This window comes from Paenibacillus auburnensis (genome assembly GCF_927798115.1).
GTDB lineage: Bacteria > Bacillota > Bacilli > Paenibacillales > Paenibacillaceae > Paenibacillus_AQ > Paenibacillus_AQ auburnensis.
Map to the genome: position 1 here is coordinate 40,218 of NZ_CAKMMG010000006.1, position 17,046 is coordinate 57,263.

The window sequence follows — 17,046 nt, forward strand, 5'->3', positions numbered from 1 at the left end:
AACAAACACCACTCATAATCCCCTGCCCCAAGGCATAAGTTGACTACTAAGCCGACATATGAAGGAAGTGAGGGTGCAGCGGATGATTCTGGGATGCCTGATACTTGTGCTCATCGTCGTAGCCAGCAGCGAAAAGGCAGAGGCGATTGCCAAGCTGAATGACCCGGCAGATGACACCTAACGAAAGAGTGTGGGTTCTCTCCAAATAGAATGTAATTTAATTGGGCTTCCGTGGTTCAAGTAAATTCCAGCGGTTTATTGGGTATAATAACCCAAAGGCTGCAGTGCAGCCGCAACTATTGCTGAAAATATGGACGTAAGCGGAGGTCATATGGAGAATGAGGCACTGCTGCAGGTTGAAAAACTGGCACTTAAGAAACAGAAGATTTATCGGCAAAGTGTTTTACGCTATATCGCCAGGGCGATGCTGGCCAGTATGTTCATCGGATTCGGTGTCATTGTAGCGTTTAAAACAGGGAACTTCTTCTACATGGAGCAATCGCCGATGACGTACCCGATGGCCGCGATCACATTCGGGGCAGCGATCATCCTGATCTCCTATGGTGGAGGGGATCTGTTCACAGGGGACACCTTTTATTACACGTACGCGGCATTAAGGCGCAAAATGCAGTGGACAGAGGTTGTCCGGATGTGGGTAATCAGCTATATCGGGAATATCCTCGGGGCTACGGCGTTTGCGCTGCTGATTTTTTTGACCGGGCTGTTCTATGATTCCAGCGTAAACGGATTTCTGCTGAATGTCGTAGCCCATAAGATGGAGGCTCCGGCGCTTCAGCTGTTTTTCCGGGCCATTCTTTGTAACTGGCTGGTTTGTCTGGCGTTTTTTGTTCCGATGTCCATGAAAAGCGATGGAGCTAAAATGTTCGCTATGGTTCTGTTCGTCTTCTGCTTTTTCATCTCCGGATATGAACACAGCATTGCCAATATGTGTACATTCGCTATAGCGCTCGTGCTGGATCATCCCGGTACGATCTCATGGGGCGGTGTAGTCCATAATCTGGTTCCGGTTACCCTCGGAAATCTGATCGGCGGCGGCGTTCTGATGGGCGTCATGTACTATTATGTGAACAAGCCGTTTCTGGACGAGGAGCACGGGGATCCTCATTAAAGAGTGTGTATAGAAAAAGACTTTGCTCCGTCAGGAGCAAAGTCTTTTTGCTATACTCTGGATTTATACCAGCGGCATAGCGTAGTAAAGAGGCGCTTCTTCACGCAGACTGCCCTCCAGAGCTCCTCCTTCCTTCCGCCAATACTCGATTCCTCCGAGCATCTCCTTGACCTGGTAGCCTTGGCCGGCAAGTCTGGCAGCCGCTTTGCTGGCCCCGTTGCAGGCAGGCCCCCAGCAGTAGACCACCAGCACCTCCTCGCGGGAAAAGGGAGGAGGGGTATTACTGTGTATCCGGCCGGAGGGCAGTGAAACAGCACCCGGCAGATGGGCAGCTTCATAAGCGAGAGAATCGCGGACATCAACGAGCGTAAAACCGGTTATGCCTTCGCGCAGATCGTAGGCGACATCGGCTACATCGGTTTCAAATAAGCCTTTGGCAGAGAAATAACTCGCCGCCTCAGCGGGGGTGGCTGCCGGAGTAGACAGAACCTGTGATTTTGCTTTGATATTCATTAAACGTCCTCCTTAACTTAGCTGGGCTTTGCTTTATTGTATTACGGATTTATAATTGTAGTTATCTATAGTTATTCATAATAAATATCGAAAATATTGATAGTTGGGGGATGGCATGGAACTCACGTATTTGCGGACCTTTTGTGAAGTAGTGTCCTGTGGAAGCTATACCCGGGCAGCAGAAAAGCTGGGATATGCCCAATCCAGTGTAACGGCCCAGATTAGCAAGCTCGAGGAGCTTTACGGAGCGGTCCTTCTGGAACGCTCCGGCCGGGGCATGATCCCCACCTTTGCCGGGAACAGCCTGCTTCCCTATGCGCGGCAGATGCTGGAGCTGAGCGGAGAAGCGAAGGGCGTGGTGTCCAGCGGAAACAGCGGCATACTGAATATCGGTTCGATCGAGACGCTGGCTGCCTATTATCTGCCGCACCGTCTGCACCGCTATAGGGAGCAGCATCCCAGGGTACAGTTGCGTGTTCAGCCCGGTTCGGAGGTTCAGATTATTGCGGATGTCAAAGAGAAGGCAGCTGATTTCGGGCTGATTTTTGATGTCCCTTATGAATCAGAAGAGCTTGTCTCGCTGCCGCTGCGTCAGGAGCAGCTGTTCGTGGTTGTCCATCCGGAGCACCCGCTGGCAGCTGAACCGGCAATTGCCCCGTCCGCACTGTCGGCAGAACCGCTGGTGCTGACGGAGGAGACCTGCACATACCGCAGGCAGCTGCTGCAGGAGCTGCGGCATTCCGGTATTACGCCAAGAATTGATATGGAATTCGGAAATCTGGAAGGCATTAAGCAGGCGGTGAAACACCGTTGGGGGACGGCCTTTTTACCCTGGTATGCCGCCCAGGAGGAGCTTGACTCCGGGGCATTAATCGGAATTCCTCTAGCCGGGGAGCAGGAGAAATTCTACATCCAGCTGATCTACCGTAAGGAACGGGGGCTGTCTGCGGCTTTTGGTGATTTCATTGCGGCGATGCAGCAGCAATAGACGCTTAACGCAAGGAACCCTCCTGCCAACATTTTGGTAGGAGGGTTCTTCGGCTATGTGAGGTTTAAATTCCTGCGGAGCGTTACCACTTGGAGCCGCCGGAACTCCGGCCTGATTTGCCGCCGCCGCCCCAGGAGGAACCTCCGGATGAGCGTCCGCCGCTCCAGGAGGAGCCGCCGGAGGAACGCCCTCCGCCGAATCCGCCAGAGGAGGGCGGACCGGACGACATCCGTTTGCGGGCCTGCTCTCTCAGCTGGCGCTCGCGCATCATGGCCAGCTGGGCCTGGCGCTCGGCTTCTTCCTTTTGCCGCACAAGCCGGTTCGCCTCTTCGGCAAACGAAGAGATCTGCGCAGCATAAGAGCGTCCAAGGGCTTCTAAATCATCGAGATTGTATGGACGGGCGGCCAGCTGTGACTCAAGCTGGCCATATTCCGGCAGCAGACTCACCTCGAAACGGCTGCGGCCAGCTAATCCCCGGCTCTCCAGCAGCCGCTGCGCCGAATCTGCCTGCCCCTGGCCCTCGAGGAAGATCCGCTTTACGGCCTCTAGCCGTTCATTCAGTTCATCGAGGCTTTGCGAGACACTGTTAAACTGGCGGGAGGTTTCCTCCTGCAGGGTAAGTAGGCGGTCCAGCCCGCTGCGGGCATTGTCATATTCGCCGCGCTCATCACTGGTCCAGGTTTCGATCTGCGGAACTTCGCCCGCTCCCTGCCGCAGGCGTGCGCCGGTTGTATCCAGTATCTCAGCCAGACTGCTCAGATGCTGCTCTGCGAACCGGGATCTTGCTTCGGCCAGCCGGCTTTGCAGTTCGTTGCGCCGCCGGGTCAGCCCATCCCAGCTGCTGCGGACCGTCTCCAGATCGCGCAGGTTATTCTGGCGGATCAGTGCCTGTCGTTCCGTCATGGCGATAGCCTCGGCAAGCAGTGTGTCCATGTTAGCGGCAATGCTGCGAACCTGATCCATGTCTCCAAGACGCAGCGGCGCTTCCAGCGTCTCTGCTGCCTTGCGCGCCTGCTCCAGGCTGTCGTAAGGCTTGACCTTCATATTATGCAGGGAGTTCTGTTCAATCAATCCGTCAAGCTTCGTGCGTGCAGCAGCCACAGCGGAGGGGAAGCCCTCCAGTTTGTCGTCGTAGAGGTCAACATCACGCAGATCCTGCTCGATGTGCTCCTGATGCTCCTGTGCCTCCTTTGTAATGTCCTGGGCGGCAATCGGATCGAAGAGCTCGAGCTGATCCGCCTTGGCCGTTGCTTCGGCAAGCTCTTTCAGATCCTCGGTAATTTCCTGCAGCTCATAACCGGTCTCTTTAACCGCATCCTGCAGCTGGCCCTCAAGCCCGGGAGCATCCTTCTTGAGCTCGGTAATCTGCTGCTTAACATTACGGTCGGCATCACTGATCACGGCAATTTGCCGCTCTTCTTCGGCAAGCGAGTTGCTTAGCATGTTTGCTGTCTGCTCAGCCTGAGCAATCGCCGTCTTAAGCGCAGTCAGCTGATAAAACGCCGGGTGTGATGAACCGGTGTTTTGCAGCGCGGAGATGTTCACGAGCTGGGCATCCAGGCGTTTGGAGATGCCGTCAACCATTTCTCCGGTTTTGCCTTGAACGATACCCTGGAACGGCTGCAGTGACTCCATGGCGCGGTTGGTCCGCACGAGCAAATCAGCCAGCTGCTCCTGCTGGGCTGCAAGCTGCTTACGGCGGCGCAGTCCGGTAAAGAGCACGAACAATACGAATGCCAGCAGCGCTGCGCCTGCAACAATTGCAGCGATTGTCAGCAGCGGAAGGCCGCCGCTCTGGCCCTTATTACCGGCTGCAGTCCCGGTGTCCGTGCCAGGTCCGGGTCCGGCAGTCCCTGCGGTGCTGCCGCTGGAGGTTCCGCCCGTACTTCCGGCTCCAGCGCCTCCATTACCTGGCGCGCTGCCCAGAGACTGCAGCTCAGTGATTAGAGCGCGGATCCCTTCTGCAAAGTCGCCTGCTCTGGCGGAAGGGATGAAATAGGAGTCGATAACACTGGTAATAGCCGAGCTTCCGGTGCCCCCGCGCTGGCTCATCGACCAGCTGTCCAGCGCATTCTGCAGCCCGGGATTAATGAAATTCAGCTCCACCTGCTGGTCTCCTGCGGAGATCAGCAGCAGAATATCCCGGCTGGTTAGCGCCCAGGCATCGTAGACATCACTGGCATAACGGGTGGAATCAGCCCCCTCCAACGAATCGATGGTCAAGATGTGGAAGGTGTAAGGCTCTCCGGCAGCAGTGTTGGCAATTGCGGCCGCCTCCTGTGCAGTAAGCAATCCGGCTTCATCGGTAACCAGCCCCTGCTGTGCAGGAAGGGCAGCGGCTTGGACTCCATTCATCCACAGCATGCTGAATATCAGGAACAAGGCGATATATTTTTTCAAATAGGGCACTCTCCGTTCTAGAGGACTATGGTACAGCTGATTAAGCTGATTATATATTATTACACATCCGAAGTCCCGCCGATGCAGAGGGCGGCGATCCGTTTGATAAGCGAGCAATAAAAAAGCCGCATCCCCGTGTACCGGGGATGCGGCAATCTGCATGTCAGCTATCTGGTTTGCAGGCAGAGTATATATTGAAGTCTGGATTTGATTTCCTTTTGCCATTTCAAATCTCCAACTTTTACTGCAAGATTGAGCAGATCCAAATAATCGTCAACCTGTAATGCCGTCCGGGTAGTGGCTGCGTTCATGGGCGTTCAGTCTCCTTTAACTCAATATAGTGAAGTGGATTAAATGTTGGATACAATAATGATAATCATTATCAATTGTTATTGCTATTATCCACATTTTATCGGTAAAAAGCAATATAAAATTATAGGTTCTTACTTTATTTCTGTTATACCAGCTTCAGGACAGCGGAATGTTTGCACATTTTATCACAATCGAAGAGGGGAGAAGCAGGAATGCTACCATTTTTTGTCGAATACAGGGTGTTATAAAGGCTGTTAGCTGATTTTTTTGGAAAAAGGAGAATTGCGATGAAGCGGTGTAAACTCTTGCTTCTGATTAGCATTGTGTTCATGCTTGCACCCCCTGCTGCCGCTCACGCTGAAAGACAGGACATAAGATACCAGGCAGAATTAGATTATCCGCCTTATAAGTACATAGAGAATGGATATCTGACCGGCTTTGATATTGACCTGACCAGCATGATTTTTGAGAAGCATAAGTATCTTGTTCATTACAGTACAGGTGATTGGGAGAAGACCTATAAACTGCTGAGGAACGGGAGGATCCACACAACCGGACTTATGGCTGTGACGGAGCAAAGAAAAAAGGACATATTATTCTCAACTCCTGTATTTAAGAGCTATGTCTCCGTGTACTCACGCTCAGCGCTTAAAGAAAAGGTTACACTAAGCACGCTGGGGAAATATAAGATCGGCGTAGGTAAGGATCAGTACCCGGAAACTGTGCTGCAGAGCAAAGCTCAAGTATCACAATACATAGAATATGCAACCGTACCGGACGCGCTGGAAGCTCTCCAGAATGGTGATATTGATCTCCTGTTTGAGAATCAGGGAGTTGTCGATTATTTAATTGTGGAGCGGGGAATGACGGGTAAAATCATCCGCAAAATGAGCAATTTATACCCTGTAGAAGTTGCTTATGGCGTGAGTAAATCAATGCCCGGGCTTGTCCCGTATATCAATGCGAGGCTTGAGCGGCTCCGGCGTTCCGGGGCTTTTGAAGAATTGTATCAGCAATATTTCTTTGCTCATTCGGACAGCTACACTGCAATGATTTATGGCCGGATTATTTCCGGCATTGTTATTGGTGCGTCTGTACTTTTATTTGGAGTTATTTGCATCAGGCTGTATATCCGGCGGCTCCGGCGGAAGATTCATTCGGAGCAAGAGTTTTTTGAAGATGTCATCGAACATACCGGTATGATGGTGTGGGCAGTACAAGGCGATAAGAGGGTTGTGCGCTTTAATCAGTATGCGGAAAAAATGACCGGGCTAAAAGAGAAGGAAGTGCTGGGCAAAAGGCTTGATGAGCTCCCTGATCTAAAAGGCGGAGTTGCTCTGCTTCAGGATTTGCTGACCAGAGCGGTCAACCGGGATTACGTTAATAATGTGGAATTGAAGCTGCCTGATCATTCACCGGAAGCGCGATTTTTTTCTTTCCGGACTACATTAATCAAGGGAATGGACGAGCAGGATGAGGATGTCTATCTTCTCGTGGGGCTGGATATCGATGACTGCAAACAGAGCGGGCTTAAGCTGCAGCTTAGCTATGAGGAACTGGAGTCTACCTACGAAGAGCTGTCGGCAACAGAGGCTGAATTGCAAGAACAGCTGCACAAGCTGAGTGTAAGCGAACGCCGCTTCCGCCTGACTTCCGAAGGATCCGGAGCCTATATATGGGAGCTGGACTCCCATACCGTGGGCTACAAGCTGTCAGACCGCTGGTATGAGGTTATGGGCTATACAGAGGAAGAGATTAACTCGTTCGAGAACGGGGTTCTCAGTATTATTCACCCTAATGACCAGCAGGCTGCGAACAAAGCCAGGCAGGATCATCTTAACGGACTGACCCCGATCTACGAAACCGAATACCGCATGCGCACCAAGGACAATAATTATATCTGGTTTGAGGTCAGAGGCAAAGCTATGATTAACCCTGCAGACGGGGCAGTGCTGTTCCATGGCTCCCTGATCGATATAAGCAGACGTAAGCAGGCGGAGCTCAACCTGAATAACAGCTACCAGGAGCTGGAAGCGACCTATGAACAGCTCACAGCGACACAGCAGGAGCTTGTAGAGCAATACGACATGCTGCTTGAGAATCAAAAGAACATCCACCGCCTGGCCTATATGGATTCGCTCAGTAATCTGCCGAACCGTATCTCCCTGCTGGAGACGATGGAGAAATACTTCCGTCGGCCGGGCAGCAAAGCTGCGCTATTGTTCGTGGATACAGATAATTTTAAATATATTAACGATACGCTGGGTCATAAATCAGGGGATATTCTAATCCGTAAGGCCAGTGAGAGATTAGAGTCGCTTGTCCAGAATGAGGCGATGCTCTCCAGGCTCGGAGGCGACGAGTTTGTGATATTTATCGAAGACGCTGTCGACCGTGATAAAGTGCTTAGCTTAGCAGATAATATTCTGCGCGCCTTCCGTAAATCTTTTCTTATCGGAGAGAGCAATCTGTATGTATCCGTCAGCATCGGCATTTCGTTCTACCCGGAAGACGGGGAAACTACAGAGGAGATCCTTAAGAATGCCGACGTAGCGATGTACCGGGCCAAAGAGGAAGGAAAGGGCACCTACGTCGTCTATGACAAATCGATGCATACCCCGTTCAATGAACGGATGAATATTGAGAAGCATCTGCGCAGTGCAATGAACAACAACGAATTTGAGCTGCACTATCAGCCTCAAGTGGATATTAAGACAGGTTTGATCTCCGGTTTTGAAGCTTTGATCCGCTGGAATAGCCCGGTGCTCGGATTTGTATCTCCGCTCTCTTTCATAAAAATTGCTGAAGATTCCAGGCTGATTATTTATATTGGGGAATGGGTGCTGAGAGAAGCCTGCAGTTTTATGAAAAGCATCCATGACCGCACCGGCCTGCTTCACAAAATATCCGTCAACATCTCGATTATCCAGCTGCTGCAGGAGGATTTCGTGGAAATGGTCTTGGAAAGCCTGGAGGAAAGCGGTCTTGAACCAAGCTGTCTGGAGCTTGAGATTACGGAGTCCATCTTTATGGAATCCTTCGAAAATACGGTCAGCAAGCTGGAGTTCCTCAAGTCGCGCGGAATCCGCATTGCCCTGGATGATTTCGGAACTGGTTATTCTTCCTTGAGTTATTTGCAGCATCTCCCGATTTCTACGCTCAAAATGGATAAGATCTTTATCGATTCCCTGGCTGATGACTCGTACAGCCAAACATTTGTCCACACCATTATTGTGCTTGGCCATAAAATGGGGCTTGAAGTTGTAGCTGAAGGAGTAGAGGATGTCAGTCAGCTGGCATTCCTGAACGAATCTGACTGTGACAAGGTTCAAGGCTATCTGGTAAGTAAGCCTGTGCCTCAGCGGGGCGTCTGGGAACTGCTTGAACATCAGAATTTTTATTGATTGTATAAAAAACGGACCTGCGAATGTACGCGGATCCGTTTTTTTTTCGTGATTAGAAATCAAAGGGAAGCTTGCCTACAGCAAAACAATTTTATTTTTACCGGTTTTCTTTGCTTCGTAGAGGGCATCATCCGCCTGCTGGAAGGTGAAGCTTTTCGAGTCGGTGACTGAAAACTCATGCATTCCGATGCTTACGGTAACGGAGCTGCCCTCCATTTCCGCGACCGGCATGCCTGCGATTCCTGTAAGGATCCGCTCCATAATTTCATTGGCCTCATTCAGAGGCTTGGCGGTCAGGATAACTACGAATTCCTCTCCCCCGTACCGGGCGGCAAAATCATCAGTGCCAATGTGTTTCAGCACCATAGCAGCTACTTGCTTAAGAACGATATCTCCTACCCAGTGCCCGTACTGGTCATTCACTTTTTTGAAATTGTCGATATCCAGGACCGCCAGCTGCATCGGAAAGGGGTTGCTCTGCTGATGCTCAATGAGCCAGCCCAGATATTCATGAAAGGTCTTATGGTTATACAAGTCGGTCAAAGGGTCGATTTTGGAGAGCCGGTCCATAATGATATTCTGGATCCGCAGATCCTGCTCCGACTTCACAGACTCCTCCAGTGAACGCATAAGGTCTTTTCCCCGGCAAATGACTCCAAATCCGGCCAGCGCAGTAGCGGCGAAGATCAGAGCGATAATAACATGCTGGATCCGCAGCGTATATTCGTAGGACGGTGTACCAATAAACAACATAACGATGTAGATCAGACAAATGGCTGAGGATATTTTCATATAACTGCTTTTCAGATATATCATTGATACAAGCAGGGGCGAAAGCATGATAAGCGGCTTCACCGGATACTCTTCACTAAGATTCGTGATGATTAGGATAGCGTAGATATGACTTGCAAAGACAATCGAGAGTTCTGAGTACATAGGCTTCCATTTGCGGATCGATTCCAGGATGAGAATAAGGACAAGGATAATGGAATCGGGAATGAACACATGGGTAACGAAATATTGACGGTCCGTAAATTCAGGTCTAAGGCCCCACATAGATAGTGAAATAAAAAGCTGGCTTGCCAAATATACAAGCAGAACCAGCCAAAATGTATTCAGAAGTACCCGGTTCCAGTGATTTTGGCGAGGAGTTGGGGGTGGGATATGCATGAACAGTTCCTCATTTCCAGTGGCAAGATATCTATATATTCGACAAATGTTTCTGTAATCCTCCCAAAGCCTGTAAGTTTTATAATGTTCGTGTTTGGAGGATATATTGGAATGTTTAGGTGATGTTAGTTCATTATTCAGGATATAAACACGAATTATCTATTGTATATGTCCTTGACACATTCGTCTGTTTTCTGTAAAATCGCAATTGGCTCATATAATAATTGATGCTGTTCGTATATCCCCGAAGATAGGGTTTGGGGGTTTCTACAGGGAACCGTAAATTCCTGGCTACGAATAGGGTGCATTTTGCATACCTATGAAGGGGCCGGGATTTTTTGTGTTGCGTATACAGAAATCTATAGATATCGCGGAAACGAGAGACTATGCCCGCATAATATAGGCAGAGAAGATCGTTTCTTCCTGGGAGGAACTGAGAACAGATGAGTAAATATGATGTGATTGTCGTGGGTGCCGGTCCGGCTGGAATATTCGCTTGTTATGAATTGACGCGTAAAGCGCCTGAGTTGAAGGTGCTGCTTGTGGACAAGGGACATGATATATACCGCCGTAGCTGCCCGATCCTGGAGGAGAAAATCAAGCTGTGTCCGCCCGCCTCGGGGCGTAAAGAATTCGCAGGCTGTCTGCCTGCCTGTTCGATCACTGCCGGTTTCGGGGGAGCGGGAGCTTACAGTGACGGCAAATTTAACATTACAACAGAGTTCGGCGGCTGGATGACCGATTACCTGGCGCCATCGAAGGTGCTGGAACTGATCGAATACGTGGATTCCATCAATCTTGAGCATGGGGCGACACCGGTAATTACCGATCCGACCACGGACAGCATCCGTAATATTGAGCAGCGCGGATACGCCGCCGGACTCAAGCTCTTGCGGGCGCAGGTGCGGCATCTCGGCACGGAGCAGAACCTGGAGATTCTTAAATCGATCTATGAATATTTGAAAACACGCATTGATATGTTATTCAAAACCGAGGTTCAGGATATTGTTACTGTTAAGGAGGACGGCTCCCACCGGATTACGGGAATTATACTCAAAAACGGTGAGAGCTACGAGGCGGATAACGTGATGATTGCTCCCGGCCGTGACGGCTCTGCCTGGATGACAGAGGTGCTGAAGAAGCGCCGGCTGAAAATGTATAATAATCAGGTCGATGTAGGCGTAAGGGTTGAGACGTCGGATGTGGTAATGCGCGAGATTAATGAACACCTGTATGAAGGCAAATTTATTTTCAATACGTCGGTAGGTACCCGTGTCCGCACGTTCTGCAGCAACCCTTCGGGTCATGTTGTGGTAGAAAATCACAGCGGTGTAATGGCGGCGAACGGCCACTCGTATAAAGATCCGAAGCTTGGCTCAAAAAACACGAACTTTGCCTTGCTGGTGTCACATACCTTTACAGAGCCTTTTGACAAGCCGAATGAATATGCCCGGGAAATTTGCAAACGGGCCAATGATCTGTCAAGTGGCGGCGTAATTGTGCAGAAATACGGCGACATTCTGCGCGGACGCCGTTCTACAGAGACACGGATCAAGGAAGGGTTCCTCGAGCCTACACTGAAAGAGGCAGTACCAGGCGATCTGGGCCTGGTCCTGCCGTACATCACCATGAAGAGCCTGATTGAAATGGTAGAGGCACTGGAAAAGGTGACGCCGGGCATTGCGTCGGAACACACGCTGTTCTACGGTGTGGAAGCGAAGTTCTATTCTGCCCGGCCGAAGCTGACAGACAGGCTGGAGACGGAAATCTCCGGGCTCTATTGCGGCGGGGATGGTGCAGGAGTAACCCGGGGATTGGCTCAGGCGGGTGCAGCCGGAGTCTGGATCGCGCGGGGGATTCTAGAGCGGGCAGCCGTTACTGCCTAAAATATAGATACAATAAAGCGGGCTGTCTCTTAGTGCAAAGTGTTTGCACTAGGGGATGGCTCTTTTTGTCGAATAAGTATTTCCTTTATTTAACTCTGTTGATATAATGTTAGAATACATAACATGATTGGAGTGGAAGTTGGAAATGTCAGTTCGCCGGAGTAAGAATGTCCTAGTCACACTGTTGCTGCTGCTGGTTGGTCTGTATGGGTTATGGATTGATATGCTTTGGGTCCATAAGCTGGTGTTCCTGGTGTTGATGGCGGCACTCGGCGGGTTCGCATGGAATGCTTACCGCAGCGGACTACAGAGGGAAGAGCTTCTGAAGCAAACCCGGGACCAAGTCGAAAGTCTCAGCAATGAAATTGTCGTTACCTCGGACAGGCTGCACGGGGCGCTTGAGGAAATCAGCCGCCATACGGAAGGGCTGCAGCAGACAGCCGATTATTCACATGCCTATGAAGTAGATCTGCAGACCCGCAGCACTGAGGCTAAGGCTAATATCGATGGCGCGTTTGCGACAATGGGCGGAGTGGCGGATGTAACCGCACATATTAAGGAACTGACCGAACGGCTGGGGGCAAATATGCTGGATGCCCGTCAGGAGATGACGGGCATGCTCGGCTCCCTCCGGAACACGGATGCAGTGATGGCGGAATTGCAGGAGCAGAGCGCGGATATGCTGAGTAAGTTCACAGCACTGAGCGGTCATCTTGCCCTGGTAGAGGAGATTAATTCGCTGATTGTCGGGATTGTGAATGAGACCTCGCTGCTGGCGTTGAATGCTTCGATAGAAGCGGCACGGGCCGGGGAGCAGGGACGGGGATTTGCCGTGGTTGCCGGCCGCATCAGGCAGCTGGCCGATCAGAGCCGGAGCTCGGTGGAACGGTCTTCAGCTGTGCTGTCGGATATCAATAACGGTGTCCGGCAGGTGCTGGAGTCAGTAACTAAAGAGCAGAATGCGGTCTCCCATGGGGTGAATGAAGTAGCAGCTGTGAAGCTGCGACTGTCCGATATGTCGGCAAGGATCGAAGAGGTAGGGGCCGCCGTTGCGGATACCGTTACCGCCGCCTCGCGGCAGAGCGGACTGATCGGTATAGTGACAGGGGAACTGAGCGGTGCGGTGGCCATTGTGAATGAGACCATTGCCGGTGTAGATCTGACCCTGGAGCAGGTAACACGCCAGCGGTCGCAAATTGGCCAGCTGAATGAAATCAGCGCCAGTCTGCTTGGCGAGTCGCAGGCTTTGCAGCAGTCGGTGAACCAGATCGCCGGACGGGAGGCGGTTGAAATGAGCCAGTACGCTGCCCGGCTGCAGGAAATGCAGAGCCTGCTGCAGGAAATTTCAGCGAAGCAGGAGCTGTGTGCACCGGACGCTGTCAGCCACGGCAATGTGCTCACTGCCTGTATGAAAAGGGTACCTGATGTTCAGGCGATCTGGTCCAACCGCACAGACGGCACCTTTATCTACTCCGAACCGGCGGCCGGGCTGATGAACGCCAAACGCCGCGACTGGTGGAACGGGGCAATGAGCGAAGGTGAATATGTCTCCCGGCCGTATGTCTCGGCGATTACCAAGCGCTCCTGTATCACATTGTCCCGGGCCATTAAGAACGGGCAGGGGGAGACAGTAGGTGTGGTGGGGATTGATCTAGCAGTTTAGGATGAAGTAACTCATATGTAGAGTGACGGTATCCAATAAGGATTATGCGGACAGCAGGCACTGTGAAATACAGGAGCCTGCTGTTTAGATTTTTACGGAGCATAGAACATTCTTTAGTTACGCTTATACAGTTGTCGTACAGAAATTTATATGCGCGATCAGGATTCCACTACAGAAACGATCTGCAGCTGATTCCAGACCGCCTGCCAGTTCTTTTTCGCTACCCGTTCTTCGTAGATGCTCTGGAGCCGGGGGATGGTACTGAATAGCGGAGAGGGCCTCACGACCATGTCCAGCACATCTCTGAGCCCATGCGGTGCAGATAAGATGGCCTCGCCCTGTCCGGTAAGTGCAAGACCAAGGGCAGTCGCCGTTTCAGGGAATTTGGACATGCCGTCTGTGGCCGATGAATAGGGCTCCAGATCGTTAATAACATGCATTCTTGCCTGGTTTTTGACCGACCAGGGGACCGATGGATCGGCCTCCCGTAGCCGGGCTTCCCAGGTTTTCTCGACTTCCTCACGGATATCGGAAGGGTCGTAATAAATGACATCTACATCCGCAAGTGGTGTTCTGCTGCTAAAACCATGCTGGACATCCCACACTTTAGAGCGCACAAATCCGGCGCAGACCCAGCAGTCCGGTAGCTCCAGACCTCTGGCAACGGCCAGAACATCCATCATCCAGCGGTCTTCCGCAACTAGACGCAGCAGCTCTTCTTCATTATGTATCCGCAAATGACTATACCTCCGTTATACTAATTAGACTCACTGAAAACTCCTCTTCAATTCTTGCAGGGCTTACTGAATTTGTAAAGTTAAACAGGCCCGGTAGGTGATTAGCCGAAACAGCAAAACGAACCCGATTTCCACATTATGCGGAGAAAGGGTTCGTTTGGTTTAACTGTCCGGAGATTCACAGCCGGGGGTATCCTGATGCGGATTCTCCGCCAGCTCGCGAAAGTGGCTCAGCTTATATTGGATCACGTTTTGCGTTTCTTGCAGCCTTGCGATTTCACGTGCGATTCTGTCGTTATGCGCCTCCAGCAGGGTATAGCGCTCGGACAATGAACTGTCACCCTGGCGGGTCAGCTCCAGATAACGCCGCATTTCTTCCAGGGTCATGCCGGTTGCTTTCAGGCGCATCAGGAAGCGGATGCCGAGAATCTGATCCTTACTGTAGTGCCTGTGCCCGTTTGGTTTGCGGTCGGCATAGGGCAATAATCCAATCCGCTCATAATAACGTATCGTATCTTCGGTTAAACCGGTCAACTCCGCAGCTTCACGGATGGAAGTGACCGTCTCCGGAATTCCCTCTGTAATGAAATTCACTTCAAGCCTCCTTCAGTAGCATTGACTTACCAAGGAACTTCTCCATTCTCATCAAAGAATCCTCCTGTCGGGCCGTCTGCATCCAAGGTAGCCAGCCGTACGGCAATTCCGGCTCCCTGCTCTACAGATTTTTGGCCGGTGAAGCCATTGAGATCGGTCGCTGTAAAACCGGGATCTCCTGAATTAATCTTAAGCGGAGTATCTTTGAATTCTTTGGCAAACGAAATCGTAGCCATGTTAACTGCTGCTTTGGAGCTGTTGTAGGCCAGCAGGTTGAAGCTGGCGAACTCGTAGCCGGGATCGCTGTTGTAAGCTAAGGAGCCGAGGCCGCTGGACATATTGACGATCCGGGGGGCCGGGGATTGCAGCAGCAGCGGCAGCATGGCCCGGGTAACGGCGACCGTACCGAAGAAATTGGTGTCAAAGGTGGCCCGGATGTCTTCCATCGAAAGTTGACTTGGCGCAGCACCGCCCCCCAAGGATATACCGGCGTTGTTAATCAGAATATCAAGCCGGGAGTATTCCCCGGCAATTGTCTGTGCTGCGGCTGCAATACTATTCTGATCCTGCAGATCAAGCTGGACAAAGCAGGCATCGACGCCTTCTCTTGCTAAAGCGGCTGCCGCTTCGCTTCCCCGCTGTTCATCCCGTGAGCCTATCAGTATTCTATGGCCGAGGGCTCCAAGCTGCCGGGCCGTTTCATAGCCAATCCCTTTATTTGCACCAGTGATCAGAACGGTTGCTGGTTGTGTCATCGCTAATTTCCCCTTTTCATCATCCAAGATACGGTGGCCACCTGTCATGAATGTACTACTTGGAGTATGCTCAAAGTCAAGCAGCAAAAAAAGAGGGATACGAGGACGATGCTGCTGTCTTCGTATCCCTCTTACTATATCATTGGACTGGTGACGGGTAGCGGGCTCCTGAAGCGGGGTTACCCCTCCAGCAGCAGCGCTTCCGGATCCTCTAGCAATTCCTTGACCTTGACGAGGAAGCTTACCGCCTCCGAGCCGTCCACGATTCGGTGATCGTAGGACAGGGCGATATACATCATCGGCCGGTTGACGGTTCTTTCCTCATCCAGCGCGATCGGACGCAGCTGGATCTTGTGCATGCCGAGAATGCCGACCTGCGGGGTATTCAGGATCGGTGTAGAGAGCAGGGAGCCGAATACGCCGCCGTTAGTAATCGTGAAGGTGCCGCCCTGCAGTTCTGGAAGACTAAGCGTGTTAGCACGGGCTTTGCCGGCCAGTTCGCCGATCTGCCGCTCGATTTCCGGGAAGCTGAGCCGGTCCGCATCACGGACAACCGGCACAACCAGTCCTTCCTTGGCGGAAACAGCGATGCCGATATCATAGAATTTCTTAATCAGCAGCTCCTCGCCGTCAATCTCTGCGTTCAGCAGCGGATAGGCTTTGAGTGCGCCGATGACAGCCTTGGTGAAGAAGGACATGAAGCCGAGTCCGACCTCATGCTTCTCTTTGAAGGCATCCTTGCGCCGTTTGCGGATGTCGAGGATGGCGGTCATGTCCACCTCGTTGAAGGTGGTCAGCATGGCCGCGGTCTGCTGCGCTTCGACCAGGCGGCTGGCAATCGTCAGCCGTCTGCGCGACATGCGCTTGCGCTCCACGGCCTTGCCGTCCTGCTGCGGCGCTGCATTAGCCGCAGCGGGCTTCGCTGCCGCAGGTGCAGCCTGCGGCGCCGGAGCGGACGGCGCAGCGGCCCCCTGGCCGGCTGCGCCATGGCCGTTCACATCGGCCTGGCCAATCCGGCCGATGGGGTCGCGGGCACTGACCTCGCCGAGGTCGATGCCCCGCTCCCGGGCCAGCTTGCGCGCCCCCGGCGAAGCCAGGGCCGCAGTGCCGGCAGCCGCGCCTTCGGGAGCGGCTGGTGCCTGGGCAGCGGCGGCCGGAGCCTCCGCTGCCGCTGGCGCAGCAGCAGGCGAAGCGCTGCTGCTCTCAGCTGCGGCGCGGCTCTCAGGCGCCGCCTCAGCCTGCGGCGCTGCGGACGCGCCGGCGCTGCCGATCACGCCGATCGCCTCGCCTACGGCGACGTTCTCGCCGGCCTGGCGGAGGATGGCGGAGATAACGCCATCCTCCTCGGCACTAATCTCAAGATTGACCTTGTCAGTTTCAAGCTCGGCCAGCACATCGCCCTGACCGACGGTGTCGCCTTCTTTTACCAGCCATTTGTAGATCGTTCCTTCGGAAATCGATTCGCCCAGATCGGGTACTTTAATTTCGGACACA

The 17,046-nt window shown here is 52.4% G+C and carries 14 protein-coding genes and 1 riboswitch; of the genes, 6 read left to right on the forward strand and 8 right to left on the reverse strand.

The window, feature by feature from the left end:
• Positions 1–58: 58 nt before the first annotated feature.
• Positions 59–181 carry a hypothetical protein gene (locus tag L6H70_RS28720; RefSeq protein ID WP_269751866.1) on the forward strand — a complete coding sequence of 41 codons (123 nt, stop codon included), beginning with the start codon at positions 59–61 and terminating at the stop codon, positions 179–181.
• Between the two features lie 150 nt (positions 182–331).
• Positions 332–1,129, forward strand: coding sequence for a formate/nitrite transporter family protein (locus tag L6H70_RS19100; RefSeq protein WP_206102908.1), 798 nt, complete (start codon positions 332–334; stop codon positions 1,127–1,129).
• A gap of 63 nt (positions 1,130–1,192) precedes the next feature.
• Here L6H70_RS19100 and L6H70_RS19105 read toward each other — a convergent pair whose 3' ends face one another.
• Positions 1,193–1,642: a rhodanese-like domain-containing protein gene (locus L6H70_RS19105; RefSeq protein WP_236335633.1), complete on the reverse strand. Its 450-nt coding sequence runs from the start codon at positions 1,640–1,642 to the stop codon at positions 1,193–1,195.
• A gap of 115 nt (positions 1,643–1,757) precedes the next feature.
• On the opposite strand from L6H70_RS19105, the gene L6H70_RS19110 reads away from it, so the two are divergent.
• The gene (locus tag L6H70_RS19110; RefSeq protein ID WP_236335634.1) at positions 1,758–2,630 is read left to right on the forward strand and encodes a LysR family transcriptional regulator; all 873 of its coding nucleotides are present in this window, start codon (positions 1,758–1,760) and stop codon (positions 2,628–2,630) included.
• Positions 2,631–2,712: 82 nt separating this feature from the next.
• Here L6H70_RS19110 and L6H70_RS19115 read toward each other — a convergent pair whose 3' ends face one another.
• Together L6H70_RS19115 and L6H70_RS19120 are read right to left on the reverse strand one after the other, a co-directional pair.
• The gene (locus L6H70_RS19115) at positions 2,713–5,031 is read right to left on the reverse strand and encodes a TPM domain-containing protein (protein ID WP_236335635.1); all 2,319 of its coding nucleotides are present in this window, start codon (positions 5,029–5,031) and stop codon (positions 2,713–2,715) included.
• Between the two features lie 167 nt (positions 5,032–5,198).
• Positions 5,199–5,342: a hypothetical protein gene (locus L6H70_RS19120; protein ID WP_167336675.1), complete on the reverse strand. Its 144-nt coding sequence runs from the start codon at positions 5,340–5,342 to the stop codon at positions 5,199–5,201.
• Between the two features lie 288 nt (positions 5,343–5,630).
• Here L6H70_RS19120 and L6H70_RS19125 point away from each other — a divergent pair, with 288 nt between their 5' ends.
• Positions 5,631–8,747, forward strand: a complete 3,117-nt coding sequence (locus L6H70_RS19125; RefSeq protein ID WP_236335636.1) for an EAL domain-containing protein — start codon at positions 5,631–5,633, stop codon at positions 8,745–8,747.
• Between the two features lie 75 nt (positions 8,748–8,822).
• Here the strand turns inward: L6H70_RS19125 and L6H70_RS19130 are convergent, their stop codons facing one another.
• Positions 8,823–9,803: a GGDEF domain-containing protein gene (locus L6H70_RS19130; protein WP_236335637.1), complete on the reverse strand. Its 981-nt coding sequence runs from the start codon at positions 9,801–9,803 to the stop codon at positions 8,823–8,825.
• A 328-nt stretch (positions 9,804–10,131) separates the two neighbouring features.
• Positions 10,132–10,231: riboswitch (purine riboswitch) on the forward strand.
• Positions 10,232–10,360: 129 nt separating this feature from the next.
• Between L6H70_RS19130 and L6H70_RS19135 the strand changes: the two genes are divergently transcribed.
• Positions 10,361–11,803 carry an NAD(P)/FAD-dependent oxidoreductase gene (locus L6H70_RS19135; RefSeq protein WP_236335638.1) on the forward strand — a complete coding sequence of 481 codons (1,443 nt, stop codon included), beginning with the start codon at positions 10,361–10,363 and terminating at the stop codon, positions 11,801–11,803.
• 145 nt (positions 11,804–11,948) lie between these two features.
• Positions 11,949–13,466: a methyl-accepting chemotaxis protein gene (locus L6H70_RS19140; protein WP_236335640.1), complete on the forward strand. Its 1,518-nt coding sequence runs from the start codon at positions 11,949–11,951 to the stop codon at positions 13,464–13,466.
• A gap of 158 nt (positions 13,467–13,624) precedes the next feature.
• Here L6H70_RS19140 and L6H70_RS19145 read toward each other — a convergent pair whose 3' ends face one another.
• From L6H70_RS19145 to odhB, 4 genes are all read right to left on the reverse strand, one after another.
• On the reverse strand, positions 13,625–14,203 hold the full coding sequence (locus tag L6H70_RS19145; protein ID WP_236335641.1) for a nucleotidyltransferase family protein: 579 nt from the start codon (positions 14,201–14,203) through the stop codon (positions 13,625–13,627).
• Positions 14,204–14,365: 162 nt separating this feature from the next.
• Positions 14,366–14,797 (reverse strand): MerR family transcriptional regulator, encoded by a 432-nt coding sequence (locus L6H70_RS19150; RefSeq protein ID WP_236335642.1) that lies wholly within the window; start codon positions 14,795–14,797, stop codon positions 14,366–14,368.
• Between the two features lie 26 nt (positions 14,798–14,823).
• Positions 14,824–15,552 (reverse strand): SDR family oxidoreductase, encoded by a 729-nt coding sequence (locus L6H70_RS19155; protein WP_236335643.1) that lies wholly within the window; start codon positions 15,550–15,552, stop codon positions 14,824–14,826.
• A gap of 179 nt (positions 15,553–15,731) precedes the next feature.
• A complete protein-coding gene (gene odhB, locus L6H70_RS19160) occupies positions 15,732–17,045 on the reverse strand; it encodes a 2-oxoglutarate dehydrogenase complex dihydrolipoyllysine-residue succinyltransferase (RefSeq protein ID WP_236335901.1) in 1,314 nt (437 codons plus the stop codon).
• Position 17,046: the final 1 nt, after the last annotated feature.